The organism is Bradyrhizobium sp. CW1, from assembly GCF_023100665.1.
GTDB classification, from domain to species: domain Bacteria; phylum Pseudomonadota; class Alphaproteobacteria; order Rhizobiales; family Xanthobacteraceae; genus Bradyrhizobium; species Bradyrhizobium canariense_D.
The window spans coordinates 124,494-150,427 of the sequence record NZ_CP064684.1; the positions used below are offsets into that span (position 1 = coordinate 124,494).

29 protein-coding genes are annotated in these 25,934 nt (G+C 63.7%); 12 read left to right on the forward strand and 17 right to left on the reverse strand.

The features are described from left to right. Positions 1-442: 442 nt before the first annotated feature. Entirely contained in the window at positions 443-1,303 is an 861-nt protein-coding gene (locus IVB54_RS00600; protein ID WP_018459779.1) for a sulfite exporter TauE/SafE family protein, read from the forward strand. On the opposite strand, the gene IVB54_RS00605 is transcribed toward IVB54_RS00600, so the two are convergent. Then, entirely contained in the window at positions 1,300-1,809 is a 510-nt protein-coding gene (locus IVB54_RS00605) for a hypothetical protein (protein ID WP_204512880.1), read from the reverse strand. The genes IVB54_RS00600 and IVB54_RS00605 overlap by 4 nt on opposite strands. 28 nt (positions 1,810-1,837) lie before the next feature. Continuing rightward, positions 1,838-3,367 (reverse strand): malonyl-CoA synthase, encoded by a 1,530-nt coding sequence (locus IVB54_RS00610; protein WP_018459781.1) that lies wholly within the window; start codon positions 3,365-3,367, stop codon positions 1,838-1,840. A 110-nt stretch (positions 3,368-3,477) separates the two neighbouring features. Here IVB54_RS00610 and IVB54_RS00615 point away from each other — a divergent pair, with 110 nt between their 5' ends. The 4 genes from IVB54_RS00615 (at position 3,478) to IVB54_RS00630 (ending at position 6,704) form a co-directional block, all read left to right on the forward strand. Then, positions 3,478-4,239, forward strand: a complete 762-nt coding sequence (locus IVB54_RS00615) for an SDR family NAD(P)-dependent oxidoreductase (RefSeq protein ID WP_018459782.1) — start codon at positions 3,478-3,480, stop codon at positions 4,237-4,239. Between the two features lie 300 nt (positions 4,240-4,539). Beyond that, positions 4,540-5,094 carry a fasciclin domain-containing protein gene (locus IVB54_RS00620; RefSeq protein WP_018459783.1) on the forward strand — a complete coding sequence of 185 codons (555 nt, stop codon included), beginning with the start codon at positions 4,540-4,542 and terminating at the stop codon, positions 5,092-5,094. Positions 5,095-5,277: 183 nt separating this feature from the next. Then, positions 5,278-5,907 carry a cytochrome b/b6 domain-containing protein gene (locus IVB54_RS00625; protein ID WP_018459784.1) on the forward strand — a complete coding sequence of 210 codons (630 nt, stop codon included), beginning with the start codon at positions 5,278-5,280 and terminating at the stop codon, positions 5,905-5,907. Positions 5,908-5,921: 14 nt separating this feature from the next. Continuing rightward, positions 5,922-6,704 carry a molybdopterin-dependent oxidoreductase gene (locus IVB54_RS00630; RefSeq protein ID WP_204512876.1) on the forward strand — a complete coding sequence of 261 codons (783 nt, stop codon included), beginning with the start codon at positions 5,922-5,924 and terminating at the stop codon, positions 6,702-6,704. Positions 6,705-6,842: 138 nt separating this feature from the next. Here the strand turns inward: IVB54_RS00630 and IVB54_RS00635 are convergent, their stop codons facing one another. Then, positions 6,843-8,033, reverse strand: a complete 1,191-nt coding sequence (locus IVB54_RS00635; RefSeq protein WP_247777023.1) for a YbfB/YjiJ family MFS transporter — start codon at positions 8,031-8,033, stop codon at positions 6,843-6,845. Between the two features lie 132 nt (positions 8,034-8,165). Between IVB54_RS00635 and leuB the strand changes: the two genes are divergently transcribed. Next, positions 8,166-9,278: a 3-isopropylmalate dehydrogenase gene (leuB, locus tag IVB54_RS00640; RefSeq protein WP_247777024.1), complete on the forward strand. Its 1,113-nt coding sequence runs from the start codon at positions 8,166-8,168 to the stop codon at positions 9,276-9,278. Positions 9,279-9,426: 148 nt separating this feature from the next. Here the strand turns inward: leuB and IVB54_RS00645 are convergent, their stop codons facing one another. Further along, positions 9,427-9,813 carry a hypothetical protein gene (locus IVB54_RS00645; protein WP_018459788.1) on the reverse strand — a complete coding sequence of 129 codons (387 nt, stop codon included), beginning with the start codon at positions 9,811-9,813 and terminating at the stop codon, positions 9,427-9,429. A 156-nt stretch (positions 9,814-9,969) separates the two neighbouring features. Further along, a complete protein-coding gene (locus IVB54_RS00650; RefSeq protein ID WP_018459789.1) occupies positions 9,970-10,758 on the reverse strand; it encodes a hypothetical protein in 789 nt (262 codons plus the stop codon). A gap of 116 nt (positions 10,759-10,874) precedes the next feature. Here IVB54_RS00650 and IVB54_RS00655 point away from each other — a divergent pair, with 116 nt between their 5' ends. Continuing rightward, complete coding sequence (locus IVB54_RS00655; RefSeq protein WP_018459790.1) at positions 10,875-11,909, forward strand: aspartate-semialdehyde dehydrogenase; 1,035 nt, start codon at positions 10,875-10,877, stop codon at positions 11,907-11,909. Positions 11,910-12,024: 115 nt separating this feature from the next. Here the strand turns inward: IVB54_RS00655 and IVB54_RS00660 are convergent, their stop codons facing one another. Continuing rightward, on the reverse strand, positions 12,025-12,669 hold the full coding sequence (locus IVB54_RS00660; protein WP_018459791.1) for a carbonic anhydrase: 645 nt from the start codon (positions 12,667-12,669) through the stop codon (positions 12,025-12,027). 110 nt (positions 12,670-12,779) lie between these two features. Here IVB54_RS00660 and IVB54_RS00665 point away from each other — a divergent pair, with 110 nt between their 5' ends. Further along, the gene (locus IVB54_RS00665) at positions 12,780-13,661 is read left to right on the forward strand and encodes a CoA ester lyase (RefSeq protein ID WP_018459792.1); all 882 of its coding nucleotides are present in this window, start codon (positions 12,780-12,782) and stop codon (positions 13,659-13,661) included. 108 nt (positions 13,662-13,769) lie between these two features. Then, positions 13,770-15,464, forward strand: a complete 1,695-nt coding sequence (locus tag IVB54_RS00670) for a caspase family protein (RefSeq protein WP_247295776.1) — start codon at positions 13,770-13,772, stop codon at positions 15,462-15,464. Between the two features lie 51 nt (positions 15,465-15,515). On the opposite strand, the gene IVB54_RS00675 is transcribed toward IVB54_RS00670, so the two are convergent. From IVB54_RS00675 to IVB54_RS00690, 4 genes are all read right to left on the reverse strand, one after another. Beyond that, positions 15,516-15,935, reverse strand: a complete 420-nt coding sequence (locus IVB54_RS00675) for a hypothetical protein (RefSeq protein WP_026233876.1) — start codon at positions 15,933-15,935, stop codon at positions 15,516-15,518. A gap of 225 nt (positions 15,936-16,160) precedes the next feature. Further along, positions 16,161-16,946, reverse strand: a complete 786-nt coding sequence (locus IVB54_RS00680; RefSeq protein WP_018459794.1) for a hypothetical protein — start codon at positions 16,944-16,946, stop codon at positions 16,161-16,163. A 136-nt stretch (positions 16,947-17,082) separates the two neighbouring features. Next, positions 17,083-17,688 carry a 3-isopropylmalate dehydratase small subunit gene (gene leuD, locus IVB54_RS00685; protein ID WP_018459795.1) on the reverse strand — a complete coding sequence of 202 codons (606 nt, stop codon included), beginning with the start codon at positions 17,686-17,688 and terminating at the stop codon, positions 17,083-17,085. 106 nt (positions 17,689-17,794) lie between these two features. After that, on the reverse strand, positions 17,795-18,196 hold the full coding sequence (locus tag IVB54_RS00690) for a metallopeptidase family protein (RefSeq protein ID WP_247777025.1): 402 nt from the start codon (positions 18,194-18,196) through the stop codon (positions 17,795-17,797). Positions 18,197-18,350: 154 nt separating this feature from the next. Between IVB54_RS00690 and IVB54_RS00695 the strand changes: the two genes are divergently transcribed. From IVB54_RS00695 to IVB54_RS00705, 3 genes are all read left to right on the forward strand, one after another. Beyond that, positions 18,351-18,632: a hypothetical protein gene (locus IVB54_RS00695; RefSeq protein ID WP_018459797.1), complete on the forward strand. Its 282-nt coding sequence runs from the start codon at positions 18,351-18,353 to the stop codon at positions 18,630-18,632. Positions 18,633-18,689: 57 nt separating this feature from the next. Continuing rightward, the gene (locus IVB54_RS00700) at positions 18,690-18,950 is read left to right on the forward strand and encodes a hypothetical protein (protein WP_026233878.1); all 261 of its coding nucleotides are present in this window, start codon (positions 18,690-18,692) and stop codon (positions 18,948-18,950) included. Positions 18,951-19,109: 159 nt separating this feature from the next. Further along, positions 19,110-19,670 (forward strand): hypothetical protein, encoded by a 561-nt coding sequence (locus IVB54_RS00705; RefSeq protein ID WP_026233879.1) that lies wholly within the window; start codon positions 19,110-19,112, stop codon positions 19,668-19,670. Between the two features lie 53 nt (positions 19,671-19,723). On the opposite strand, the gene IVB54_RS00710 is transcribed toward IVB54_RS00705, so the two are convergent. The 7 genes from IVB54_RS00710 to ffh all read right to left on the reverse strand — a co-directional run bounded on the left by IVB54_RS00710 (position 19,724) and on the right by ffh (position 25,648). Then, a complete protein-coding gene (locus IVB54_RS00710; protein ID WP_018459800.1) occupies positions 19,724-19,933 on the reverse strand; it encodes a hypothetical protein in 210 nt (69 codons plus the stop codon). A 95-nt stretch (positions 19,934-20,028) separates the two neighbouring features. Continuing rightward, the gene (gene leuC / locus IVB54_RS00715) at positions 20,029-21,435 is read right to left on the reverse strand and encodes a 3-isopropylmalate dehydratase large subunit (RefSeq protein WP_026233880.1); all 1,407 of its coding nucleotides are present in this window, start codon (positions 21,433-21,435) and stop codon (positions 20,029-20,031) included. 323 nt (positions 21,436-21,758) lie between these two features. Further along, positions 21,759-22,142 (reverse strand): 50S ribosomal protein L19, encoded by a 384-nt coding sequence (rplS, locus tag IVB54_RS00720; RefSeq protein WP_018459803.1) that lies wholly within the window; start codon positions 22,140-22,142, stop codon positions 21,759-21,761. 110 nt (positions 22,143-22,252) lie between these two features. Next, complete coding sequence (trmD, locus tag IVB54_RS00725) at positions 22,253-23,008, reverse strand: tRNA (guanosine(37)-N1)-methyltransferase TrmD (RefSeq protein ID WP_018459804.1); 756 nt, start codon at positions 23,006-23,008, stop codon at positions 22,253-22,255. A 118-nt stretch (positions 23,009-23,126) separates the two neighbouring features. Next, positions 23,127-23,672, reverse strand: coding sequence for a ribosome maturation factor RimM (rimM, locus tag IVB54_RS00730; RefSeq protein WP_018459805.1), 546 nt, complete (start codon positions 23,670-23,672; stop codon positions 23,127-23,129). 9 nt (positions 23,673-23,681) lie between these two features. Then, the gene (rpsP, locus tag IVB54_RS00735; RefSeq protein WP_007598827.1) at positions 23,682-24,014 is read right to left on the reverse strand and encodes a 30S ribosomal protein S16; all 333 of its coding nucleotides are present in this window, start codon (positions 24,012-24,014) and stop codon (positions 23,682-23,684) included. Between the two features lie 86 nt (positions 24,015-24,100). Continuing rightward, on the reverse strand, positions 24,101-25,648 hold the full coding sequence (gene ffh / locus IVB54_RS00740; RefSeq protein ID WP_018459806.1) for a signal recognition particle protein: 1,548 nt from the start codon (positions 25,646-25,648) through the stop codon (positions 24,101-24,103). Positions 25,649-25,934 lie beyond the last annotated feature (286 nt).

Below are 25,934 nucleotides of genomic sequence, written 5' to 3' on the forward strand. Positions count from 1 at the left end.
CACCTGCGCAATCACCAAATCGCCATAAACCGAACTTGAGTTCAGCTCTAGGCCCTTGATGTAACAAGGCCAATCGGAGACTTGGTATACCAGAGGGGTGGCGCACCGGCTAAAGATAGAATATAAATTCACCTCTTGTAATGAGACCCGAGACGCATTGAAATTACTATTGGAACGGCTCCAAGCCGCTGCGGGCCGGCCAGGGTTCGAGCCAGTCAGTTCATGACGTTCGAACCGGTAGGGATGGTCGGCAAGCAATCTCCAAGTTCCGCGAAGCGCGCCGATTTTTCGCGAGACGGGCCGATATGCGCAGTCCGCATCCCACCCCGGACCGGAGATGCGGCGGTCGACCCGACAAATCAGATCGCCTAGAGCATTGCGGGCAGCCGTTTCCGAGCGATGCATCGGAGAAGTTGCGACCCATCGCCGGGGCAGGTCAGGGGTGATTGCAGGACTTGATATCAAGGAGATCGCCGAACTCGCGCTGCTGCTGATCGCAACCGGCGCGCTCTCCGGATTTTTGGCCGGCGTGTTCGGCATCGGCGGCGGCGCGATTCTGGTGCCGGTGTTCTACGAGTGCTTCCGCATCGCCGGTGTGCCGCTCGAGGTGCGCATGCCGCTCTGCATCGGCACTTCGCTCGCTGTCATCATTCCGACCTCGATCCGTTCGTTCCAGGCGCACTACAGGCGCGGCGCCGTCGATCTTGCGATCCTCCGGGTCTGGTGGCTGCCGATCCTGATCGGCGTCGTCGCCGGCAGCGTGGTCGCGCGTTACGCGCCGGAGCGACTGTTCAAGATCGTGTTCGTCGCCGTCGCTTGGTCGGCCGCGGTACGGCTGATCTTCGCGCGCGAGAGCTGGAAGCTCGGCGATGATCTGCCGAAGGGCCCCTTGATGCGAATCTACGGCTTCTGCGTCGGCATTTTGTCGACGTTGATGGGCATCGGCGGTGGCCTGTTCTCGAACCTGCTGATGACGTTCTACGGCCGCCCGATCCACCAGGCAGTGGCGACATCGTCGGCGCTCGCGGTCTTGATCTCGATCCCCGGCGCGCTCGGCTACATCTATGCCGGTTGGCCTGCGGCGGTGAGCTACCCGGCCGTTGCAGCCCTGCAGGTCCCGTTCGCGCTCGGTTACGTCTCGCTGATCGGCGCGGTCCTGGTGATGCCAATGAGCCTTGTGACGGCACCGCTCGGTGTGAAGGCTGCGCATGCAATGTCGAAGCGGACGCTGGAAGTCGCGTTCGGGTGCTATCTGTTCATCGTCGGCAGCAGGTTTGTGATGAGCCTGGTGGGTGGGCACTAATTGACGGACCGGTCCTTCAATCTCACTTCGCTGTGGCCCCACATTTGAAGATTGCCTTGCGCCTCCAGGAGGTCGGCCTCAACCAACGCCTGAATGCGGGCCGCAAAGACCTCAAAATCGACGGGAGCCGCTAGCGCTTCTTCCTTTTCGACCCTCTCAACCGCGCAGTACAGGACCATTGCGAACTTCTGCCATCGCGACTTCATGACAGAGAAAATGACGCGATCCAAATCGGTCTCCAGCACAGAGGACGGAAGTGAAACGTCTTCCCACCGGAGTGTGCTGTCGATGGTGGCAGGCCGTCCCGGCGGTTCAAGATCCGGAAATCGCTTGTAGATCAATCGCAGAAGCTTGAATTGCAAATGGAAAACCGCCGTTACGAGCGGATCTGCAAACAGCTTTCGGCCGTCATCGCCAACATCGACGATCGCGGCCTCCGCTCGCCGGAATGCTGCGGCGGCATCGAGCAGGTGCTTGTGTATCTTCTTAGCTTGCTCTCGGTTCATGTCCCCCCAGCCCGGAGCAGTTGCGCCCCTATTTCTTCGCGTAAAGATCCTTGTACGTATCCCGCAGCACGTTCTTCTGCACCTTGCCCATGGTGTTGCGCGGCAGCTCGTCGACCACGAAGACCCGCTTGGGCATCTTGAACTTGGCCAGCCGGCCGTCGAGCGCCTTCAGCACCGCGGCCTCGGTCACATCGGCGCCCTTGTTGCAGACCAGCACCGCCGTGACGCCCTCGCCGAAATCAGCGTGGGGCACGCCGATCACGGCGGATTCGATCACGCCGGGCATGGCGTCGATCTCGCTCTCGATTTCCTTCGGGTAGACATTGAAGCCGCCGGAGATCACGAGATCCTTGCCGCGGCCGAGAATATGGACGTAACCCTTGGCGTCGATCTTGCCGAGGTCGCCGGTGATGAAGAAGCCGTCGTCGCGGAATTCCGCCTTGGTCTTCTCCGGCATGCGCCAATAGCCCTTGAACACGTTCGGGCCCTTGACCTCGATCATGCCGATTTCGTCACGGGGCAGCTCCTTGCCGGTCTCGGGATCGGTGACGCGTACGGACACGCCGGGGAGCGGAAAGCCGACCGCGCCGGGCACGCGCTCGCCGTCATAGGGATTCGACGTGTTCATGTTGGTCTCGGTCATGCCGTAGCGCTCGAGCACCGCGTGCCCCGTGCGCGCCGACCATTCGCGATGGGTTTCGGCGAGCAGCGGCGCCGAGCCCGAGACGAACAGCCGCATGTGCTTTGTGGTTTCGCGCGACAGCGCAGCGTTCTGGAGCAGACGGGTATAGAACGTCGGCACGCCCATCAGCACCGTGGCACGCGCCATCAGCTTGATGATCAGATCCGGGTCGAGCTTCGGCAGGAAGATCATCGATGCCCGCGCAAACAGCGTCACGTTGGTCGCCACGAACAGGCCGTGGGTGTGGTAGATCGGCAGTGCGTGGATCAGCACGTCCTTGTCGGTGAAGCGCCAGAAGCCGACGAGCGAGAGCGAGTTCGACGCCAGATTGTCGTGGGTCAACATCGCGCCCTTGGAGCGGCCGGTGGTGCCGGACGTGTAGAGGATCGCGGCGAGATCGTCGTTTGCGCGCGCCACCGTGGTGAATTCGCTGCTCGTCTTGTCGGCGGCGTCCGTCAGCGAGCCCTTGCCGTCAGGCCCGAGCGTCTCGACTTTGGCCTTCACCTTGGCGGCGATGGGGGCGAGGCCCTCCGCCTTGGCGGGATCGCAGACCACCAGCGAGGGCTCGGCATCGCCGATGAAGTAGTCGAGCTCGTTGAGCGTATAGGCGGTGTTGAGCGGCAGATAGACTGCGCCGGCCCGCACCGTGGCCAAATACAGCACGATGTTGGTCACGGACTTCTCGACCTGCACCGCAACGCGGTCGCCGGGCTTCACGCCGCGCGCGACCAGCACATTGGCCATCTGTCCGGCCCGGGCGATCAGATCACCATAGCTGATGCGGACCCCGTCATGCGTCTCGATCGCGAGGCGCTTCGGATCGTCGAGGCCGTCGAACAGGCGGGAAAACAGATTGGCGTTGGCAGCTTGGTTCATGCAAGATTTCCTCGACCGCAAGGCTTGACCGCAACGATCGTCAGAGGCCGGTCAAAACCGAGGGCTGGATTAGCAAAAACCGCCCCGATGAAGCAACGGAGACAGTTTGCATGACCAAAAACGGGAAACGCGTGGCCTGGGTGACAGGCGGGGGCAGCGGGATCGGGGAGGCCGGCGCCGAGGCGCTGGCGGCCGACGGCTGGACGGTGGTGGTTTCGGGCCGGCGCAAGGACGCCCTGGATACCGTGGTCGCGAAGATCGCCCAGACGGGCGGGGCCGCCGAGGCCATCGCGCTGGACGTGTCGGTCGCCGCCGCGGCCCAGAAGGCGGCTGATCAAATCGTTGCGAAGCACGGCCGGATCGACCTGCTGGTGAACAATGCCGGCATCAATGTCCCTAAGCGGAGCTGGAAGGACATGGAACTGGAGGGCTGGGACCAGCTGGTCCAGGTCAATCTCAACGGCGTGCTCTATTGCATGCGCGCGGTGCTGCCGACGATGCGCAAGCAGCAGGACGGCTCCATCATCAACGTCTCGTCCTGGGCCGGCCGCCACGTCTCGAAAATGCCGGGCCCGGCCTACACCACGACCAAGCATGCGGTGCTGGCGCTGACGCATTCCTTCAACATGGACGAATGCGTCAACGGCTTGCGCGCCTGCTGCCTGATGCCGGGCGAGGTGGCGACCCCGATCCTGAAGCTGCGCCCGGTGGTACCGAGCGAGGAGGAGCAGGCCAGGATGCTGCAATCCGAAGATCTCGGCCGCACCATCGCGTTCATCGCGAGCATGCCGGCGCGGGTGTGCATCAATGAACTGCTGATCAGCCCGACGCATAATCGCGGGTTTATCCAGACGCCGCACAACAGGGATTGAGCGGCAGGTAGATCGTCGAGGCGCGTCATTGCGAGCGAAGCGAAGCAATCCAGCGGTGCATCCGCGGTGGCAGCCTGGATCGCTTCGTCGCTTCGCTCCTCGCAATGACGCCCCCCACGGAGAACCACGCACTTAGTTTCACCCATCACAAAGAAGTTTTGTTCGAAACCGCTTCGCAAACGCTCCCGTAGTTCGAGCCAACGACGGCGCTGCTGCTTCACACTCGCAGGTCGCAGCCACTGTTGTTGCCCAACTCGAACGCCGGCAATCGCCGGTCACAATCCAATCGGGAGACCCTCCATGTCGAAGCGTATTGCCTATCTCACCGCTGCGGCCTTCAGCGCGCTGGCCATCACCGCGACCGTCGTCGCGCCCGCCCGCGCCGAGGAAAAGACCGTCATGGTCGGCGGCGCCGCGATGTTCCCGTCCAAGAACATCGTCCAGAACGCCGTCAACTCGAAGGACCACACCACGCTGGTGGCGGCGGTGAAGGCGGCCGGCCTGGTGCCGACGCTGGAAGGCAAGGGTCCGTTCACGGTGTTCGCGCCGACCAACGCCGCCTTCGGCAAGCTGCCGGCCGGCACCGTCGACACTCTGGTGAAGCCCGAGAACAAGGCGACGCTGACCAAGATCCTCACCTACCATGTCGTGCCCGGCAAGCTCGAGGCGTCCGACCTCACCGACGGCAAGAAGATGAAGACCGCCGAAGGCGAGGAGCTGACGGTGAAGAAGCAGGACGGCAAGGTCTGGATCCTCGACGCCAAGGGCGGTACCTCGATGGTGACGATCTCCAATGTCAACCAGTCGAACGGTGTAATCCATGTGGTCGACACCGTGCTGATGCCGGCGACGTAAACACCGCGCCGTCCGGCTTCATCCCCGAACCGGATGCGACGAAATGGCGAGCCGGGGGTACCCGGCTCGCTTTATTGTGACCACGATAGCCAGCCGACATGGATTCGATGCCGAACAGGGCGTAACGAAAGCGGAAGCATCGGCGTATAATTGCTGTCAGACGATGTTCAGGACGGAACCGCCATGTCGAGCCTCACAGTCACCGACGAGCAGGTCAGCGCCACCCCGGCCAAAGTGATCCAGCCGGCCTGGGTCCGGGTCATGCACTGGATCAACGCTTTCGCCATGATCCTGATGATCCTGTCGGGTTGGCAGATCTACAACGCCTCGCCGCTGTTCGGTTTCAGCTTTCCGCGCGAGTACACGCTCGGCGGCTGGCTCGGTGGCGGCCTGCTCTGGCACTTTGCGGCGATGTGGCTGTTGATGATCAACGGCCTTGCCTATCTCGTCACCGGCCTTGCCACCGGCCGCTTCCGGAAAAAACTGCTGCCGATCACCCCATCCGGCGTGCTCCACGACGTCAGGGCTGCGCTGACCTTCAAGCTCGGCCATGCCGATCTCTCCGTCTACAATTACGTCCAGCGCGTGCTCTATGCCGGCATCATATTGATCGGCGTGATCATCGTGCTGTCGGGGCTGGGAATGTGGAAACCGGTGCAACTGCACTGGCTCGTGTCCCTGTTCGGCGACTATCCGACCGCGCGCTACATCCATTTCTTCTGCATGGCCGCGATCTGCGCCTTCCTGGTCATTCATGTTTTACTCGCGCTGCTGGTGCCGAAGAGCCTGCGCGCGATGATCATCGGCCGTTGAGTGGAGAGAGAGTCATGGCGAAGCGCTCATTCCTGATCCCGGGCGTCGACAAGCGGCTGCTGATCAAGGATTCCATCAAGACGATGCCAGAGGTCAGCCGCCGCCGCTTCATCGCGGGCGGCGCAAGCCTCGGGGCGCTGACGCTGCTCACCGGCTGCGACGTGATCGACTCGTCCTCCGCGGAGGAGATGCTGAAGTCGGTTTCGAAATTCAACGATGCCGTGCAGGATTTCATCTTCAATCCCGACGCGCTGGCGCCGACGTTTCCCGAGAGCGCGATCACAAAACCGTTTCCGTTCAACGCCTATTACGATCTCGACGACGCGCCCGATGTCGACGGTGCCGACTGGAAGCTCGAAGTCCGCGGTCTCGTCGAGAACAAGAAGTCGTGGACGCTTCCCGAGCTGTACAAGCTGCCGCAGGCTACGCAGATCACCCGTCACATCTGCGTCGAGGGCTGGAGCGCGATCGGCAGCTGGACCGGTACACCCATGCGCGACTTCCTTAAGCTGATCGGCGCCGACACCCGCGCAAAGTATGTCTGGTTCCAGTGCGCCGACAAGGACGGCTACAATTCTCCGCTCGACATGCGCACCGCGCTGCATCCGCAGACCCAGATGACGTTCAAATATGCGGGCGAAATCCTGCCGCGCGCCTACGGCTTCCCGATGAAGATCCGCGTGCCGACCAAGCTCGGCTTCAAGAACCCGAAATACGTGGTGTCGATGGAAGTCACCAACGACTACAAGGGCGGCTATTGGGAAGACCAGGGGTACAATTCGTTCAGCGGAAGCTAGCTGTTGTCGTCCCGGCGAAGGCCGGGGCCCATACCGCGAGGTCTATCGATTTTCGCTAGATGCCAATCCCGAACGACCAGTCTTCCCCAAAATGCTCCCTGTGGTTATGGGTCCCGGCCTTCGCCGGGACGACACTTGTTATGAGGCCGGCTCCACTTTCCGCTGGCACAGCGCGGCAACCGCGCCCAGCGCCAGCAGCGCCGCCGACACATTCAGCGCGTAACTCAAGCTCCCCAGCGCGTCCGTGATCGCGCCGACCACGATCGGGCCCAGCGTCTGGCCGACGCCGAACGAGATCGTCATCGCCGCGATCGCGGTCGGCCACACCTCGGGCGGATAGTTGAAGCGCACGAAGGCGGTGGTCGAGCCGACTACGGCGAAGAAGGCGACGCCGAACACGATCGCCGAGACCGCGAGCCATGCCGGCGAATGCCCGAGCATCGGCAGGGCGGCGCCGAGCGCGTTGGTGCCGAGGATGATGGCGGTGGCAAGACCACCGTGATCGAGCGCGAGCACGCGGCGCCAGGCCCACGGCGTGACGAAGGCGCTCAAGCCAATCAGGCTCCAGAACGCGGCCTGCGCTGCGGCCCCGCCGCCGCCGTCGCGCACATAGGCGATCATGAAGGTCATGTAGGCGATGTAACCCGCGCCAAACAGGAAGTAGCCGGCGAGGTAGATCAGCACCGGAAAAATGGCGAAGGCGCCGTGGCCGCCTTGCGAGAAACGCACGCCGCTCTCGATGCGGACCAGGAACAGCGGCACGGTCATGACGACAGACAGCAGCGTCATCGCCCACCACACGATCCACCACGAGCCCGGCCCGAAATATTGCAGCGTGAACGGGGCGATCAGGCCCGAGGCGAGAATGCCGATGCCAGGTCCGGCATAGAACAGGCTCAGCAGGAAATTGGCCCGCTCCGGGCGCGACTGCGCAATGGAAGCGGCCAGCGCGCCGCCGGCGACGAAACCGGCCGCGGCGCCAACGCCCAGCACGAGACGGGCCAGGCTCAGCGCAACGAAGTTCCCGGTCAGCGCGCAAGTCGCAAGCGCGGCGACGCAGGCCAGGGTTCCGCCACGGATCGCGGCCGACCAGCCGACCCGTTCGATCAACCGGGATGCCACAAGCGCGCCCGCGAGGTAGCCGACGGCGTTGATGGTGTTCATGAAACCGGCCGCCGAGTAGGACCAGCCGAGGTCCTCCCGCATGTCGGGCAGCACCAGCGAATAGGCGAAGCGGCCGATACCCAGCCCAACCGTCGCAGCCAGCGACAGGGTCAGGATCAGCCGCGCGGGATGGGCGTCGGGCGGGGGACGTTCAGGGGCGTGCAAATGGGTACTCCGGCATGCGCAGTGTGGCAGGCCCTGCCCGCGTTGCACAGAACCGAAGCGGCAATGGTGTCTTGCCAAGCACGCAACGCCGCTCTAGCACTCCGGCCGAAATCGACCTCAGAGGAAACGACCATGGCGACCCACAAACTGCTGCTGCTTCCCGGCGACGGTATCGGCCCCGAGGTGATGGGCGAGGTGAAGCGGCTGATCGACTGGCTCAGTTCGGCGGGGATCGCCAAGTTCGAGACCGACACCGGCCTCGTTGGCGGTTCGGCCTATGACGCACACAAGGTGTCGATCTCGGAAGGCGACATGGCCAAGGCCAAGGAGGCCGACGCCATCATCTTCGGTGCGGTCGGCGGTCCCAAATGGGACGCGGTGCCCTACGAGGTGCGCCCCGAAGCCGGCCTACTGCGCCTGCGCAAGGATCTCGGTCTGTTCGCCAACCTCCGTCCCGCGGTCTGCTACCCGGCGCTGGCGGAGGCCTCCAGCCTGAAGCGCGAGGCGGTCGAGGGCCTCGACATCATGATCGTGCGCGAACTCACCGGCGGCGTCTATTTCGGCGAGCCCAAGACCATCACCGATCTCGGCAACGGCCAGAAGCGCGCCATCGATACCCAGGTCTACGACACCTATGAGATCGAGCGCATCGGCCGCGTCGCCTTCGAGCTTGCGAAGAAGCGCAAGAACAAGGTGACGTCGATGGAGAAGCGCAACGTCATGAAGTCGGGCGTGCTCTGGAATGAGGTCATGACCCAGGTCCACAAGCGCGAATATCCCGACGTCACGCTCGAGCATCAGCTCGCCGATTCCGGCGGCATGATGCTGGTGAAATGGCCGAAGCAGTTCGACGTCATCGTCACCGACAATCTGTTCGGCGACATGCTGTCCGACATTGCTGCGATGTTGACGGGATCGCTCGGCATGCTGCCCTCGGCCTCGCTCGGCGAGGTCGACGTCAAGAGCAAGAAGCGCAAGGCGCTGTACGAGTCCGTGCACGGCTCGGCGCCTGATATCGCAGGCCAGGGCCTCGCCAATCCGATCGCGATGATCTCGTCCTTCGGCATGGCGCTGCGCTACTCCTTCGACATGGGCGCGCTCGCCGACAAGGTCGACGCCGCGATCGCCGCGGTGCTGGCCAGCGGCCTGCGCACCGCCGACATCAAGTCGGAAGGCACCACTGCCGCCTCGACCACGCAGATGGGCGAAGCGATCTTGAAGGAATTGCAGAAGCTGCACGCTTAGAGCCGTAGCCCGGATGGAGCGAAGCGAAATCCGGCGTTCTTCCCGCGTGTCGAAAATCCCGGATTGCGCTTCGCTCCATCCGGGCTACAAGACAAACAAAAATGGCCGGGCGCGAGCCCGGCCATTTGATTCGGTCGATATGTCCGCCTCAGTACAGCGGGAAATTCTGCGGATAGCCGCCAACATCCTGCGGCGTGCTCAGCGGCTGGCGATCGATCGGGCGGTTGAGATTTTCGCGCGCGAAGGTCGGATAGCCTACCGCCGGCGGGAAGGCGTAGTCGGAGAACTTGCGGTCGCCCGGATTGACCTCGGTGCCGCCGTCGAGCCAGGAGCGCTTGCTCACATAGATGCGGGTGCGGCCCTGCTGATAGCTCGAATTGGGGCCGCTCGGGCCGTAATAGTGACGGCCGCTGTCATAGCGCTGCTTCTTGGTGTCGGCCGAGGCGGGTGTCGCGAAGGCTGAGGACATGGCAATCACGGCGCCGGCCGTAAGCCACATCGCCAGTTTGTTCGCGGCAGAGAAATTCGAGCTCATCACGTCCCCTTCAGGCGGCAAGCCGCCAATCAATTTCACGCTCATACTAACCCGGCCGGGGCGGCTGCAACTAGGTCTATTGGGTCACACCAGCGCTGAATAATCGTGCGCGCCGGCAAAAGTTGCATGGATACAGCCACTTGAGCTTGATGCCGATCAGAGCGCGCCGCGCAACTGCGCATTGGCGGCGCCGAGCAGCCAGTCCGACGCGCCCGGGGGCGCGCAGGGGCGGCGCTTCAGCTCCGCATGGGCGAACAATTCGGCCAGCTTCGGCTCGTTGCCCGAGGTCAGCAGCGTTAGCCGGTTCAGCGTGCAGGCGATCGCGGCGCGCCGCGCAGGCAGGCTGTCGCCCTGGCAGGAGAATCCGGAGATCTGGAGCGCCGGCTCCTCGCTGCGCTTGAGGTAGCCGAGGCAGGCCCGCGCGCCCTCCGCCGGACCGGTCGGCTGGAATAGGGCGACGGGGCCGAATTTCGTGTCGATCAGGCCGGCTTGCTCCAGCGGGGTCGCGGTGCCCAGTCCCATCCGGACGGCCAGATCCATTGTTGCTGGACGCGTCACGTCGAATTCGCCGCCTTCCCGGTAAATCTCGAGCTCGGCCACGGTCCTGTCTGCCTCGCTGGCCCAGCGCATCACGTCCCTGCGGCCGCCTTCGGGATGCCTGAAGATCGCGTAAGAAGCTGTTTTTTCTGACGAATCGAGCCGGCTAAGGGCGAAGGCCGGAGGCGACCGGTCGGCCACGCTCCAATCGGGCTTCAGCGCCGGATCATCGTCGCGCAAGTTGGGCAGCTGGCCGAGTGCGGCAAGGCCGAGGATGGCAAACAGTACCAAAATCCCCACATAGGCGAACAGGCGCGCCAGCGTGCCGACGACCTCGTCGGCGAAGGCTGCAAGCGCCAGATGGATCTGGGTGGGGTTTGCGGCCGTGCTGGCCTCGGGCGAGTGCATCCACGTCCCTAAGGCATGGTCCAACGTTGTCTTGAGGCCGGTTCTCGCATAGAAGCGCTGCTCTTCCTGTTTAAGCCTCAGCTTCAGGAAAGAGCTTTTTCGTCGGAGAGTGAACGATGGGTTACAAAGTCGCAGTCGTCGGCGCGACCGGCAATGTCGGACGGGAAATGCTCAACATCCTCGACGAGCGCAAATTCCCTGCGGACGAGGTGGTGGCCCTGGCGTCACGCCGCAGCATGGGCGTCGAGGTCTCCTACGGCGACCGCACGCTGAAGGTCAAAGCGCTGGAGCATTACGACTTCTCCGACGTCGACATCTGCCTGATGTCGGCCGGCGGAGAGGTGTCGAAGGAATGGTCGCCGAAGATCGGCGCCGCCGGCACGGTCGTGATCGACAATTCCTCGGCCTGGCGCATGGACCCGGACGTGCCGTTGATCGTGCCGGAAGTGAATGCGGACGCGACTGCGGGCTTCAAGAAGAAGAACATCATCGCCAACCCGAACTGCTCGACCGCGCAGCTCGTGGTCGCGCTCAAGCCCCTGCACGACAAGGCGACGATCAAGCGCGTCGTGGTCTCGACCTATCAATCGGTGTCGGGCGCCGGCAAGGACGCGATGGACGAACTGTTCTCGCAGACCAAGGCCGTCTACACCAACCAGGAGCTGATCAATAACAAGTTTCCGGCGCGCATCGCCTTCAACGTCATCCCCCAGATCGACGTCTTCATGGAGGACGGCTACACCAAGGAAGAGTGGAAGATGATGGCGGAGACCAAGAAGATTCTTGATCCCAAGATCAAGCTCTCCGCGACCTGCGTGCGCGTGCCAGTTTTCGTCGGCCATTCCGAGGCCGTCAACATCGAGTTCGAGAACCCGATCAGCGCGGACGAAGCACGCGACATCCTGCGCAAGGCGCCGGGTTGTCTCGTCATCGACAAGCATGAGCCCGGCGGCTACGCCACGCCGTATGAAGCCGCCGGCGAGGACGCCACCTATATCAGCCGTATCCGCGAGGACGCGACGGTGGAGAACGGTCTCGTGCTGTGGTGCGTCTCGGATAATCTACGCAAGGGCGCCGCGCTCAACGCGATCCAGATCGCGGAAGTCCTGATCAACCGCAAGCTGATCAGCGCGAAGAAGAAGGCGGCGTAAGCCGTGCTGCCGTAGGGTGGGCAAAGACGCGAAGCGCCGTGCCCACCATCTTTCCACAATTGCTAGAAAAGTGGTGAGCACGCTTCGCTTTGCCCACCCCACAAGAGCTGCGGACCTACGCCATCTCGCGCGCGTTCCTGAATTCCTTCGCCGCCTTGTCCAGCACGAACAGTGATCCCTCCGCGACGCCGAAATAGGCGCCGTGGGTCTGCATCTGGCCGCTCTCGACCGCCTTCTGCACGAACGGGAAGGTCATCAGGTTTTCCAGGCTGCGGAACACCGCGGCCTTCTCGATGCGCTCGACGAATTGCGCCATGGTCTCGTGGTCGCGCTGCTCCACCACTTCGCCCGGCTTGATGAACATCTGCATCCATTTGCCGATGAAGTCGCCCGGCGTGAGCGGCTCGATCTTGTCGACGAAGGCGCGGATGCCGCCGCACTGGGCGTGCCCGAGCACCACGATGTGCTTCACCTTCAGCACCGTCACGGCATATTCCAGCGCCGCCGAGACGCCATGCGCGTTGCCGTCGGGCTGATACACCGGCACCAGATTGGCGATGTTGCGGACGACGAAGAGTTCGCCCGGCCCGACGTCGAAGATCACTTCGGGCGAGACGCGGCTGTCGCAGCAGCCGATCACCATCACTTCAGGGAACTGCCCCTTCACCGACAGCTCGCGGTAGCGGGTCTGCTCGGTCGGCAGCCGCTGGGTGGCGAAGGCCTTGTAGCCTTCCAGCAAATGCTCTGGGAATGTGGTCATGGCCTATGCCTAATCATATACCGCTGGGACGAACAAGCCTTTCGAATAGGCAGGCCAGATGCTATCGGCTTCGGTCGGAATGAGATGAGGAAACCGGAAGGAACGCTTGCATGACCCGCCCGCGCCGCAGCCATCTGTTCATGCCCGGCTCCAACCCCCGCGCGCTGGAAAAGGCGCGCAATCTCGCCGCCGACGGCCTGATCCTCGACCTGGAAGACTCCGTCGCGCCCGATGCCAAGGCAGTGGCACGCGATGGCATCGCGGCCGCGATCGCGGCCAAAGGGTTCGGCAAGCGCGAGATCCTGATCCGGACCAACGGCCTCGACACGCCCTGGTGGGCCGACGATGTCGCGATGGCGGCGAATGCCTCGCCCGACGGCATCCTGGTTCCAAAGGTTTCACGCGTGGAGGAGCTCGACACGATCGGCCGCCGTCTCGCCGAACTCGGCGCGGCGCCGACCGTAAAGGTCTGGGCCATGATCGAGACCGCGCGCGCGGTACTGCATGCCGAAGAACTCGCTGCCGCCGGGCGCGATCCAGCGCGGCGCCTGTCAGGCTTCGTGTTCGGGCCCAACGACATCTCGCGCGAGACGCGCATCAAGATGCTGCCGGGCCGCGCGGCGATGATCCCGATGATCTCCCATTGCATCCTGGCGACGCGCGCCCATGGCCTCGAAATCCTCGACGGCCCCTATAGCGACATCGCCAACTCCGATGGTTTCGCCACCGAATGCGCGCAAGGCCGCGATCTCGGTTTCGACGGCAAGACGCTGATTCACCCCTCGCAGATCGAAGCCTGCAACGCGATCTTCACCCCGCCGGAGGAGGAAGTCGCGCGCGCGCGAAAGATCATCGCCGCGTTCGAGCTGCCGGAGAACGTCTCGCGCGGCGCGATCCGTCTCGACGGCGCCATGGTGGAGCGGCTGCACGCCGACATGGCGCGGCGCACGATCGAGATCGCGGACGCGATTGCGGCGATGGGGAAGGGCTGAGGGCAGGCGGTTGCGCTCAAGCCGAACGAACATTGACGCGGTTACCGGTATGCTCGGGGAGCCGCGGTTCTCTGAACGACCACGATCCCGGCTTTTCCCGTTGCGGTGGTGAAAGACAATGCTACCCTCACGCTCGATATTGATCCGGGCAAGCATTTGATGCGCATTTTTTTCCTAGCAGTCCTTCTCGTTACGTCATTTCCATTCGCCACGCCGGCGCTTGCGCAGCAGGTTCGGGTTGCGCTCGTCATCGGTAACGGCGCCTATGAGAAGGTAGCCGAGTTGCCGAACCCGACGCGCGATGCGGCCGACATCGGCCGCGCGCTGGAGCGGCTCGACTTCAAAGTCACCCAGGTCAAGAACGCGACTGCGCAAGAGATGAGGAAGTCTGTCGTCGAGTTCGGCCGCTCTGCGGAGGGAGCAGACCTTGCGGTCGTTTTCTATGCCGGACACGGCATGGAGGTCAGCGGCGAGAACTGGCTGATTCCGGTCGGCGCAGAGCTGCGCAGCGATACCGACATCGAAAGCGAGGCCATCAGCCTGCGCTCGGTGAGCCTTCAGGTTTCGAAGGCACGAAAGTTGGGCCTTGTGATACTGGACGCATGCCGCAACAATCCTTTTGCCGCAAAGATGAGACGCTCGCTGAGCACCCGGGCCGTGGCTCGCGGACTCGCTCCGACGGAGCCATCCGATAACGTTCTGATTGCGTACGCCGCCCGGGACGGTACTACGGCAAGCGACGGGGATGGCCGGAACAGCCCATTCACGGCATCGCTCCTTCGCCACATTGAAACGCCGGGGCTGGAGATATCGTTTCTGTTTCGTCGTGTTCGTGACGACGTGATGGCGGCCACCAGACGCGAGCAGCAGCCTTTCGTATACGGCTCTTTGTCGAAGGAAGAGATTTACCTGAGAGCTCCGGTGGCGAGCGCTCAAGCGCCAGTCGCGTCGGCTCCCGCGCCTGCAGATGCCGCGGAGGACGAGAAGTTTTGGCTGGCTATCCAGACGTCCACGGTGGCAGGCCTCTACGAGGAGTTTCTGACCAGGTACCCCCGCAGCAGCCACGCCGCAGAAGCGCGCCAGCGGGTGAAGAATTTCAAGGCCAACGAAGTTGCGGTGCTCTCATCCCCAGCTGCCCCTCCGAAACCGGACGCAAAAACCGTCGTCCGAAATCTATTTGCGCCCGAAGATAACCAGAAAGTTGCAGCCATCGCGGCAGCTCAGCAACTCAAACTGCCAAGCTACGCTATATCGCCTGATCAGAATGATCCGCTCAATGCTAACTCCAGATTTGTCGGCGTGTGGTCCAACAAACGTGGATGGACGAATGGCAAAGGACGGTATGCCATGCTGATCGTTACGGAAGTCTCTGCCACCGGGTTAGCCAAGGGACACTACCTCTGGGGACCGCCGACAAAGGCATCGTGGGTGAAGGATGAGGCGGGGTACCGGTCGTTTGCCGAATACATTGTGAACGACAAATTTTCCATCAGCGGAACACCCGTCACCGTCAGGATGGACAAGAACGTCCTTACGCTGTCGTCCGTCAACAAGGAAAATCCAACTGAGAAGGCGAACATAGAGCTCCGCCCTGTCTGGAAGCTCGTGCCAGCGCCGGAGGATGCTTCAAGCAAGCGCGAGAAAACCTCGCAGCCTCGTGCCGCCAAAAAGGAAAGCGCGGCCGAACCGAGCCCGTCAGGCAATGTCAGTGGGACGAGCATGGAAGAGCGCTATCGTGCTTGCAGAAAACTCGTCAAAGGATTTGCCCGGCGCGAGGCTTGTGCCCGTACGGGCGTGATCTAGCACCGGCGGGACATCCTGCCGCTAAACTAATCCTTTGATAAGGGCAACGCCTTAGCGATGCGCGTGATCCGCACGGTCGAGCGACTCCAGTGTCGAGGCATTGGCGCAGAAGCCGTGATAGTTCTCCGCGGCGGTGCCGTCGGCCAGCTCGCGATCGCACTGGCCCTTGTGGCTGCAAAGCGCGCACACCCGCTCCATGTCGCGCAGCAGCAGCGGATGCGCGCGGCCGAGCCCTTCGGCACTGATGCCGAGCTGCTCCAGCATCTTCGGCAGCTCGTCGGCGGCGTGCTTGCCGTGACGGACCAGATCTTCCAGATCGTCAGGCGCGATCCGCAGGTCTTGCGCGATCCGGTCGAAATCGGCGCGGTCGAGCTGCCGGATCTCGTTCAGCTCGCGGCGATGCTTCAGCCAGCTTGCAAAGGACTCGATGAGGTCCTGGACAATGGGATAAGGCCTGGTTGCGGTGCTCATGCGAAGCTCCATTCGAACGACGGAATTGGAGCGAGATTAGGCACAATGGTGCAGGTGCGCGTTGCGCTGGATCAAATACAGCTCTCGTGTCCCGGACGCGCTGCAGCGTGAAGCGCTGCTCGCAGAGCCGGAGCCATCTCGCCGCATCGCTGGGCCCCGGCTCAGCAACGCACCGCTTCGCGCTGCGCTGCGTCCGGGCGCGAGAGCGCCGCACAGCGGAGAAAATTATGCGAACCGCTCCGCCGCCCACGCATACAGGCTGCCCGGGATCGGCTTCTCACCGCCGCGGCCCTTGGGCGAGATATGCAGGCCGATGATGTCGCGGTCGGTGACGAGGCCGAGATAGCTCGAGGGATCGAAGAACAGTTTTGGCTCGGCATGCACGGCGTAGAACGATTGCTTCGGCAAGGCGCAGTGCAGCTCGCCGGTGCGGCGCGCGAGCGCGGTGAGTGCCGCCGGCCCGAAGATCGCGACGCGGATGTCGGAGAGGCGGTTCGAGCCGCCGCGCAGGCGGCGCATCGCAAACGTGACGCGATGGCGCAGCGACAGCCAGTTCGGCGTCAGCTCCTCCTGCTCCATCAGCTCTTCGAAAGCGGCAACGATGCCGTGTTCAGGTGGAAGGTAAATCACGGAGTTGCCGAGCTGGCGCGGCCGCTCCCACGCGAAATAGGGCTTTGCCGGATCGATCTCGACGGGCCTGAGCAGCAGCACGTCGGCGTCGAGCCAGAGGCCGAGGTCCTTCGCCATCAGCTTCATGCGGAAGAAGTCGCTGAACTGAAGCGTGGTCCAGTCGCGCCAGCTGCCGTCTGGCTGCGGCGGTCGCAATCGTTCGGAGAACGCATGTGGCAGGATAGCTTCGGCATCGGCATTCTCGACGCCTGCGGGCAGGCCGGGAATGGTGTCAAAACTGTAGACCGTGACCTTGTGGCCGGCAGCCAGCTGCGAGCGCAGACAGGTCTGGCGCAAGGCGTCCATCGGGCCGTGCCAGAAGGTGACGATGTCGGGCAGCATGCGCGGAGCTTAGAGCATGATCCGGAAAAGTGTGCAGCGGTTTTCCGACAAGATCATGCTCGAAAGATACGGGATAATCAGAACAAAGAAAAAGCCCCGGCGCTTGTAGCACCGGGGCTTGAACAAAAACTTGAGATCAGGCCCAGGCGCGTTCGCGCTTTAGCTTGTCCTCATAGGTGTCGATCGAGGCCTTCTTCTCCATCGTCAGGCCGATGTCGTCGAGGCCGTTGATCAGGCAGTGCTTGCGGAACGGGTCGATCTCGAACTTGACCTTGCCGCCGTCGGGACCGCGGATCTCCTGGTTCGGCAGGTCGATCGTCAGCGTCGCGTTGGCGCCGCGCTCGGCGTCGTCGAACAGCTTGTCGAGGTCTTCCTGGGCCACGCGGATCGGCAGAATGCCGTTCTTGAAGCAGTTGTTGTAGAAGATGTCGCCGAACGAGGTCGAGATCACGCAGCGGATGCCGAAGTCGAGCAGCGCCCAGGGCGCGTGCTCGCGGCTCGAGCCGCAGCCGAAATTGTCGCCGGCGACCAGCACCTTCGCGTTGCGATAGGCGGGCTGGTTGAGGACGAAATCGGGGTTCTCGCTGCCGTCGTCCTTGTAGCGCTGCTCGGAGAAGAGCCCCTTGCCAAGGCCGGTGCGCTTGATGGTCTTGAGGTACTGCTTCGGAATGATCATGTCGGTGTCGACATTGATGATCTTCAGCGGCGCCGCGACGCCTTCCAGCGTGGTGAACTTGTCCATGGTTGCGCTTTCCCGGGATGGTCTAGGGAACCGGTATTTATCGCGATCGGGGCGGAAATCCTAGGCCGAATTCGGCAGATCTCGTCTGCCTAACCGGGCTCTCTGCTCAACCCGGCTCTTGAGCCTCGATCGCGGACATATCGTCGTCCGACAGGCCGAAATGATGGCCAATCTCGTGGATCAGGACGTGGCGAACGATATGGCCGAGGCTTTCGTCGTGCTCGGCCCAGTAATCCAGGATCGGCCGGCGGTAGAGCCAGACCATGTTGGGCAGCCGCGCCACGTCGGCAAAACTCTGCTGCGGCAGGCGGACGCCCTGGAACAGGCCGAGCAGGTCGAACTCGCTCTCGCATGCCATCTCGTCCAGGACTTCCTCGGTGGGGAAGTCGTCGACGCGGATGATCACGCCCTCGCACAGCCTACGAAACTCCGCCGGCAGGCGTTCGAACACTTCATGCGCCATCGCTTCCATCTCGGCCAGCGAGGGCGCTTTCAATTCCGTCCACATGGGCTTCTCATAGCGTGGGTTTCGCGGCGATGCATCCGGCTTTATAAGCGCGGCGAGGTTGACGAGCGCCGTCAAAACGGGGAGCGTAGGCCTCGAAGTGGACGTTCAGGTGGGCAGAAAAATGCGAGCGAAAACAGCGCTGACGCTACTGTGCATGGGGTTGTTTTCGCAGTTTTGCGTTGGCGCGGAGGCCCAGACCGCGGCTCCCGGGATCAGGCTGGCCCAAGCGGCCTCGCGAGACGATCTGCCGCCGCCGCGCAAGCGGACCCCGGCGCGCCTGCGCGTCACGCCCTATTACAGTCCGGATGGCGTCTATCCCCGCTACAATCCCGGTCCCGATGCGGTCCGCGAGTGCAACGCCACCTATGTGCAGGAATATCGCCCGAGCGGCACGGTGATCGTGCCGCATATGAGCTGCTACTGGCGCCGGGGCTGATACGAGCGCGATGCCGTCGCGCGCCGATGAAGCGCCATGTTGCAGGCAGAGGCCGTCATGATGAGATGGATCGCGTTGGCCGTCGCTGCCGGACTTGCCGCAGGCCTGCCTCACGCTTTTGCAGCGCATAGGGTGACGAAGCTGCCGGATGCCTCGGCAGGGCGCGCGGCGTTCGACGGAGGGCGACATGTGCGGCCCGACATCATGCATTACGCTCCGCGTCCTGATCCGCATTATTACGCGCGGCCGGTCTTCTACCGCCCCTATCCCTATGCCGTGCCGGCGCCATTCGTGTTCGGCTATGGACCGTGGCGGTGATGCACTAGCCTGCAGGCGCTTCCGCGGAATGCCGTTCATTCATGATGGGTTCACGTCGCTGTCCGTAATTTAATCTCGGGAGCGACCGCCAATGAACACGGATGACGCGAGCCGGGAGCGAGCGTCGCAACTCCGCTGTCCAGATTCAGGGAGAAGTCGATGCTGAGGATATTGGGTCTCAAGGCAAGCCGGATGCGCTTGCTCGGAATTGCGGCCGCCGCGACGCTGATGTTGTCGGCCGGCACGACGCGCCGCGCTGAAGCGATGACACCAGTCAATCCGACCGCGTTGCCTGCGGCGAAGGCCGCAAGTGACGACATGATCCAGGTTCGCCACGGCGGCGGCGGTGGTGGTGGACATGGCGGCGGCTTTCATGGCGGCGGCGGTTTCCACGGTGGAGGCGGCTTCCACGGTGGCGGAGGACATATCGGTGGCTTCCGCGGCGGTGGTTTCCACGCTGGTGGCTTCCGGGCCGCACCCGCCTTTCATGGCGGCGGCTATCGTTACGGCGGAGTTCGCCACTATGGCGGAGGCGGATTCCATCGCTACGGCATCTATCGTCCCGCCTATTACGGCCATCGCCATTTCCACCGGCGCTACTATGGCGGCTACTATCCCTATTACAGCCATCCGCGCCGCTGCCGGGTCATCTGGACCTATTACGGCCCGCGCCGCGTCTGCCGCTGGCATCGCTGGCACCATCCGTATCGCTATTGGTAAGCACGACCGAAATGAAAAGGGCGCCTCGACGGCGCCCTTGTTCATCCGGTGGCCTAAAGCCAATCCTTCAGTTTCCACGTCGCCGACGTCCAGCGCGTGAGGTTCTCCAGCTTCCATTGCTTGAACATCGCCGGCGGCCAGCGGCTGAGCTTCGAGGCCTCCTCGACCTCGGGCTTGGCGACCATGCGCAGCGGTGCCGCGCGCCGCCGGTGCTGGGGCGTCGCCGCGCTGATCAGATCGACATATTCAGGCTTGCTGGCCATGAGCTGGTGTCCTCGCGAAACGCTCGCGAGGACACAGTGTCGGCGCTGCCGATTAACGGCGGTTTGCCGCAATCACTCAAATTGCAGGGAGCAGCTTACCGCCACTCCCTGATGTCGACGAAGTGACCCGCGATCGCAGCGGCTGCGGCCATCGCCGGCGACACCAGATGGGTGCGGCCCTTGAAGCCCTGGCGGCCCTCGAAGTTGCGGTTCGAGGTCGAGGCGCAGCGCTCTTCCGGAGCCAGCTTGTCGGGGTTCATCGCGAGGCACATCGAGCAACCGGGCTCGCGCCATTCGAAGCCGGCCTTGATGAAGATCTTGTCCAGACCTTCAGCCTCGGCCTGCTCCTTCACGAGGCCGGAGCCCGGCACGACCATGGCGTTGACGCCGCCTGCGACCTGCTTGCCTTCCGCGATCTTGGCGGCGGCGCGCAGATCCTCGATCCGGCCGTTGGTGCAGGAGCCGATGAAGATGCGGTCGAGCTTGATGTCGGTGATCTTCGTCCCCGCGGTCAGGCCCATGTATTTCAGCGCGCGGTGCTTCGACAGGCGCTTGGCCTCGTCCGCGATCTTGTCGGGATCGGGCACGCTGCCGGTGACCGAGATCACGTCTTCAGGGCTCGTGCCCCAGGTCACGATCGGCGGCAGCTTCGCGGCATCGAGCCGCAGCTCGTGGTCGAAATGCGCGCCCTCGTCCGAGCGCAGCTTCTCCCAGTAACGCATCGCCGCGTCCCAGTCGGCGCCCTTCGGTGCCTTCGGGCGGCCGCGCAGGAAGTCGAACGCCTTCTGGTCCGGCGCGACCAGTCCGGCGCGTGCACCGCCTTCGATCGACATGTTGCAGACCGTCATGCGGCCTTCCATGCTGAGCGCACGGATCGCGTCGCCGGCGTATTCGAGCACGTAGCCGGTACCGCCCGCGGTGCCGATCTCGCCGATGATGGCGAGGATGATGTCCTTGCCCGTCACGCCATCCGGCAATTTGCCGTCGACAGTGACGCGCATGTTCTTCGCCTTCTTCTGGATCAGCGTCTGCGTCGCCAGCACATGTTCGACTTCCGACGTGCCGATGCCGTGCGCGAGCGCGCCGAACGCACCATGCGTCGAGGTGTGGCTGTCACCGCAGACGATGGTGGTGCCGGGCAGCGTAAAGCCCTGCTCGGGGCCGATGACATGGACGACGCCCTGACGCTTGTCGAACTCGTCGTAATATTCGATGCCGAATTCCCGGGCGTTGTCGGCCAGTGCCTTGATCTGCTCGATGCTTTCAGGGTCGGGGTTCGGCTTGGTGCGGTCGGTGGTCGGCACGTTGTGGTCGACGACGGCCAGCGTCTTCTCCGGCGCGCGCACCTTGCGTCCGGTGGCGCGCAAGCCTTCGAACGCCTGCGGTGAAGTGACCTCGTGCACCAGATGGCGATCGATATAGAGCAGGCAGGTGCCGTCCTCGGCTTCGTGCACCAGATGGTCGTTCCAGATCTTGTCGTACAATGTGGTCGGCTTGGACATGAGCGTCAGCTCCAGGAATGTTGTGTAGAGCGGGTTGCGCGGATAGCGCGCGGGCAACAAAATCGTCAGCGCAGCTTTTAGGCTGCGCGCGTAAGCTCTGACGTTGCCGAGGTCGCGAAGCGTCCGAAGAACCGGCCAGGCAGCCGCGAGCGATCGTCGATGACGACGCGCTTGACGGGCGAGAGGCTGGTCAAATCTGGAAACATTCCAAGAATATATAGCAGGCCGAACCGGAATCGCGAGGGCTTTGACGCGCACGGCTGACGCAACAAAAAAGCGCGGGGTTGGCCCCGCGCTTTTGGAAACTCGCCTGTAAGCGGAGCTTACTCGTTGACGGCAGCCGGACGGTCCTGCTTCTTCTCGACGATGCGGGCCGACTTGCCGCGAAGGTTGCGGAGATAATAGAGCTTGGCGCGACGCACCTTGCCGCGGCGCACCACCTTGATCGAGTCGATCATCGGCGACATCACCGGGAACACGCGCTCCACGCCTTCGCCGTACGAAATCTTGCGCACCGTGAAGCTCTCGTTGAGACCGCCGCCGGAACGGCCGATGCAAACGCCTTCATAGGCCTGCACGCGGGTGCGGTCGCCTTCGACGACCTTCACGTTGACGATCACGGTATCGCCGGGGCCGAATTCCGGAATCTCCTTGTTGGCGGAGAGCTTGTCGAATTGCTCTTTTTCGAGCTGTTGGATCAGGTTCATGGGTAAATCTCCATCGGCGCGCCCAGCCTTGGAAAACGGGGGCTGCGCGAAATTCGTTTATCCAGCCATTGCGGATGTGGCCGCTGCTATAAGGCAAGCCGGAGCGTTTGTCACCCGTCTGTCTTGTTTTTTGGCGTTTTTTGGCGTCCGCCCCGATTCGGGACTTTGCTCGGGATCCGGGCCCACAAATCCGGTCGCCGGGCCGCGGTCAGGGCCTCGGATTCCTCCCGCCGCCAGCTGGCGACCTTGGCATGGTCACCGGAGGTCAGGATCTCCGGAATCGGGGTTCCCTCGAACCGCTGCGGCCGGGTGTATTGGGGGTATTCGAGCAGGCCGTCCGAGAAGCTTTCCTCGGTTCCCGAGGCCTCCTTGCCCATCACGCCCGGAAGCAGCCGAACACAGGCGTCGATCAGGGCCAAGGCCGCGATTTCGCCGCCGGAGAGGACGTAATCCCCAATCGAGACCTCCTCCAGGCCCCGCCCGTCGATCACGCGCTGGTCCACCCCCTCGAACCGCCCGCAGACGATCAGAGGACCCGGGCCCTTGGCGAGTTCGAGAACCCGGGCCTGGGTCAATGGCCGACCCCTCGGGCTCATCAGCAGTTTCGGCCGGTCCGGCCCGATCCCGGCGGCATCGATCGCGGCCGCCAGAACATCGGCCCGAAGCACCATGCCCGGTCCGCCGCCGGCCGGGGTGTCATCGACACTGCGGTGGCGGTCGGTGGCCGAGGCCCGGATGTCCCGCGCCTCCAGCTCCCAGAGCCCGCCAGCCAGCGCCCGGCCGGCCAGGCTCACGCCCAGCGGCCCCGGAAACATCTCCGGAAACAGCGTCAGCACCGTCGCGCGCCAGGGTGAGGGGTTGGTCATCGGATCTCAGTTATTGTCGTCCCGGACAAGCGGAGCGCAGATCCGGGACCCAGAACCACCGCACTTCGTTTGGCGACGGCTGGCGCGATCAGCTTAGCTAAAAATTCTGGCACTGTGGTTATGGGTCTCGGCCTTCGCCGGGACGACCCGGGGAGGGATCCTCGCCCGCGATCTCCTGCGGCAGCGCGATCACGACGCGGCCGCCGGCGATGTCGACCTCCGGCACCACCGCATCGGTGAACGGCAGCAGCATCGTGGTGCCTGTGGGCGGCGCAATCTCGATGATGTCACCGGCGCCGAAATTGTGGATCGCGAGCACGCGGCCGAGCGCATCGCCGGCCATGGTGACGGCGGCGAGCCCGATCAGATCGGTGTGGTAATATTCGCCCTCGTCCGTCGCGGGCAGCTTTTCGCGCGCGACGTAGAGCTCGATGCCGTTGAGGCGCTCGGCCTCATCGCGAGTCGTGACGCCCTTGAACGTTGCAACCAGATGATCCTTGGCCGCGCGCGCCGTTGCGACCTCGAACTGGCGCTTGCCGTCCTTGGACGAAAGCAGACCGTAGCTCCGCACGGCAAACGGATCTTCCGTGAAGGTCCACAGTTTGACCGCGCCGCGCACACCATGCGCGGCGCCGATCCGCGCGACGCAGACCAGCGCCGGCATGATCTGGCCTTAACCCTTCGCGGCGGCTTCGGCCTGCGCCTTGCGCTCCTTGCGCGGCACGGCCTTCTCGGGGTTGTTGCGCACTTCGCGCTTCTTGACGCCGGCGGCGTCGAGGAAGCGCGATACACGGTCCGACGGCTGCGCGCCCTTGGCGAGCCAGGCCTTCACCTTGTCCATGTCGAGCTTCAGCCGGGTCTCGTTGTCCTTCGGCAGCAGCGGGTTGAAATAGCCGAGACGCTCGATGAAGCGGCCATCGCGCGGAAAGCGCGAATCGGCGACGACGACGTGATAGACGGGACGCTTCTTGGTGCCAGCGCGGGCGAGACGGATAACGACGGACATCTAAGTTCTCCTTCAAAGTACGTTTTGTTCGGTTGATTGGTATTCCGCGTTGCGCGAGACCGCTGCGATCTCCCGCGACGAATTCCTCATTTCTTCTTGCCAGGGAAACCGCCGAGACCCGGCAGCATCGGCTTGCCGCTCAGCCCGGTCAGGCCCGGAACGTTCGGCAGACCCTGGCGCAGCCCGGCAGGTAGATCCTTCGGCAGGCTGGGCAGACCCTGTCCGCCGCCACCCTGCATCTTCTCCTGCAGCGCCTTCATCTCTTCCGGCGAAGGCGGCTTCATGCCGCCGCCAAAGCCCATCGCCTGCGCTATGCCCGCGAGCGGACCGCGCTTGCCGGAGCCCATGGCCTTCATCATATCGGCCATGTTCCGGTGCATCTTGAGCAGCTTGTTGACCTGCTCGACGCTCTGGCCGGAACCTGCGGCGATGCGCTTCTTGCGGCTGGCCTTGAGCAAATCGGGATGACGGCGCTCGTCGCGCGTCATCGAATCAATCACCGCGACCTGGCGCTTCAAAATCTTGTCGTCGATGCCGGCGGCCGCGATCTGGTTCTTCATCTTGGCGATGCCGGGCATCATGCCCATCAGGCCGCTGATGCCGCCCATATTGGCCATCTGCAACAGCTGCTCGCGCATGTCGTTGAGGTCGAACTGACCCTTGCGCATGCGCTCGGCGGTGCGCGCGGCCTTTTCGGCATCGATGTTGGCGGCAGCGCGTTCGACCAGCGAGACCACGTCGCCCATGCCGAGGATGCGGCCGGCGATACGATCAGGATGGAAATCCTCCAGCGCATCGGTCTTTTCGCCGGTGCCGAGCAGCTTGATCGGCTTGCCGGTGACCGCGCGCATCGACAGCGCGGCGCCGCCGCGGCCGTCGCCGTCCACGCGCGTCAGCACGATACCGGTGAGGCCGACGCGCTCGTCGAAGGCGCGAGCGAGATTGACGGCGTCCTGGCCGGTGAGGCTGTCCGCCACCAGCAGCACTTCATGCGGATTGGCGGCGGCTTTGATCGCTGCCGCTTCCGCCATCATCTCTTCGTCGAGCGTGGTACGGCCGGCAGTGTCGAGCAGCACGACGTCGTAGCCGCCGAGCTTGCCGGCCTCGAGCGCGCGCTTCGCGATCTGCGCCGGCTGCTGGCCGGCGACGATCGGCAGCGTCGGAATGTCGAGATCGCGGCCCAGGACGGCCAGCTGCTCCATCGCCGCGGGACGGTAGATGTCGAGCGACGCCATCAGCACCTTGCGCTTGTCGCGCTGGACCATGCGACGGGCGAGCTTTGCGGTGGTGGTGGTCTTGCCGGAGCCTTGCAGACCGACCATCATGATCGGCACCGGCGGCACGGAATTGATGTCGATGGTCTGGCTTTCGGCGCCGAGCGTGTTGATCAGCTCGTCATGGACGATCTTGACCACCATCTGGCCTGGCGTCACCGACTTGACGACGGTGGCGCCGATCGCCTGCTCGCGGACCCGCTCGGTGAAGCTGCGCACCACCTCTAACGCGACGTCGGCTTCCAGCAGTGCGCGGCGCACTTCGCGCATCGCGGCGTCGACGTCCTTTTCGGTCAGCGCACCGCGCCCCGTCAGACGATCGAGAATGCCGCCAAGCCGTTCCGACAGATTGTCGAACAATGCCGTTGTCCTTTTTTCACCTCTCCCCGCAAGCGCGGGGCGAGGGAGCAGAAATCCAAACACCTTCACGCCCGAGGGCGCATCGCGCTGTCGGGCGTTGGCCTCTGGCCTCTGGGACCAGTCGGCGGGTCGAAAAGAAAGCCTTTCCGAGAAGTGCCGGGGTTAAACGCCGCTGACGCCCGAAAGTCAAGGAAAGTTAGGGTGGCCGGGGCTGCTTTGGAAGGCAAAGCCTTGAAAAGATGAACTTTCCGGCGGCGGGTTCCTTTTCCGCAGACCCCGCCCATAT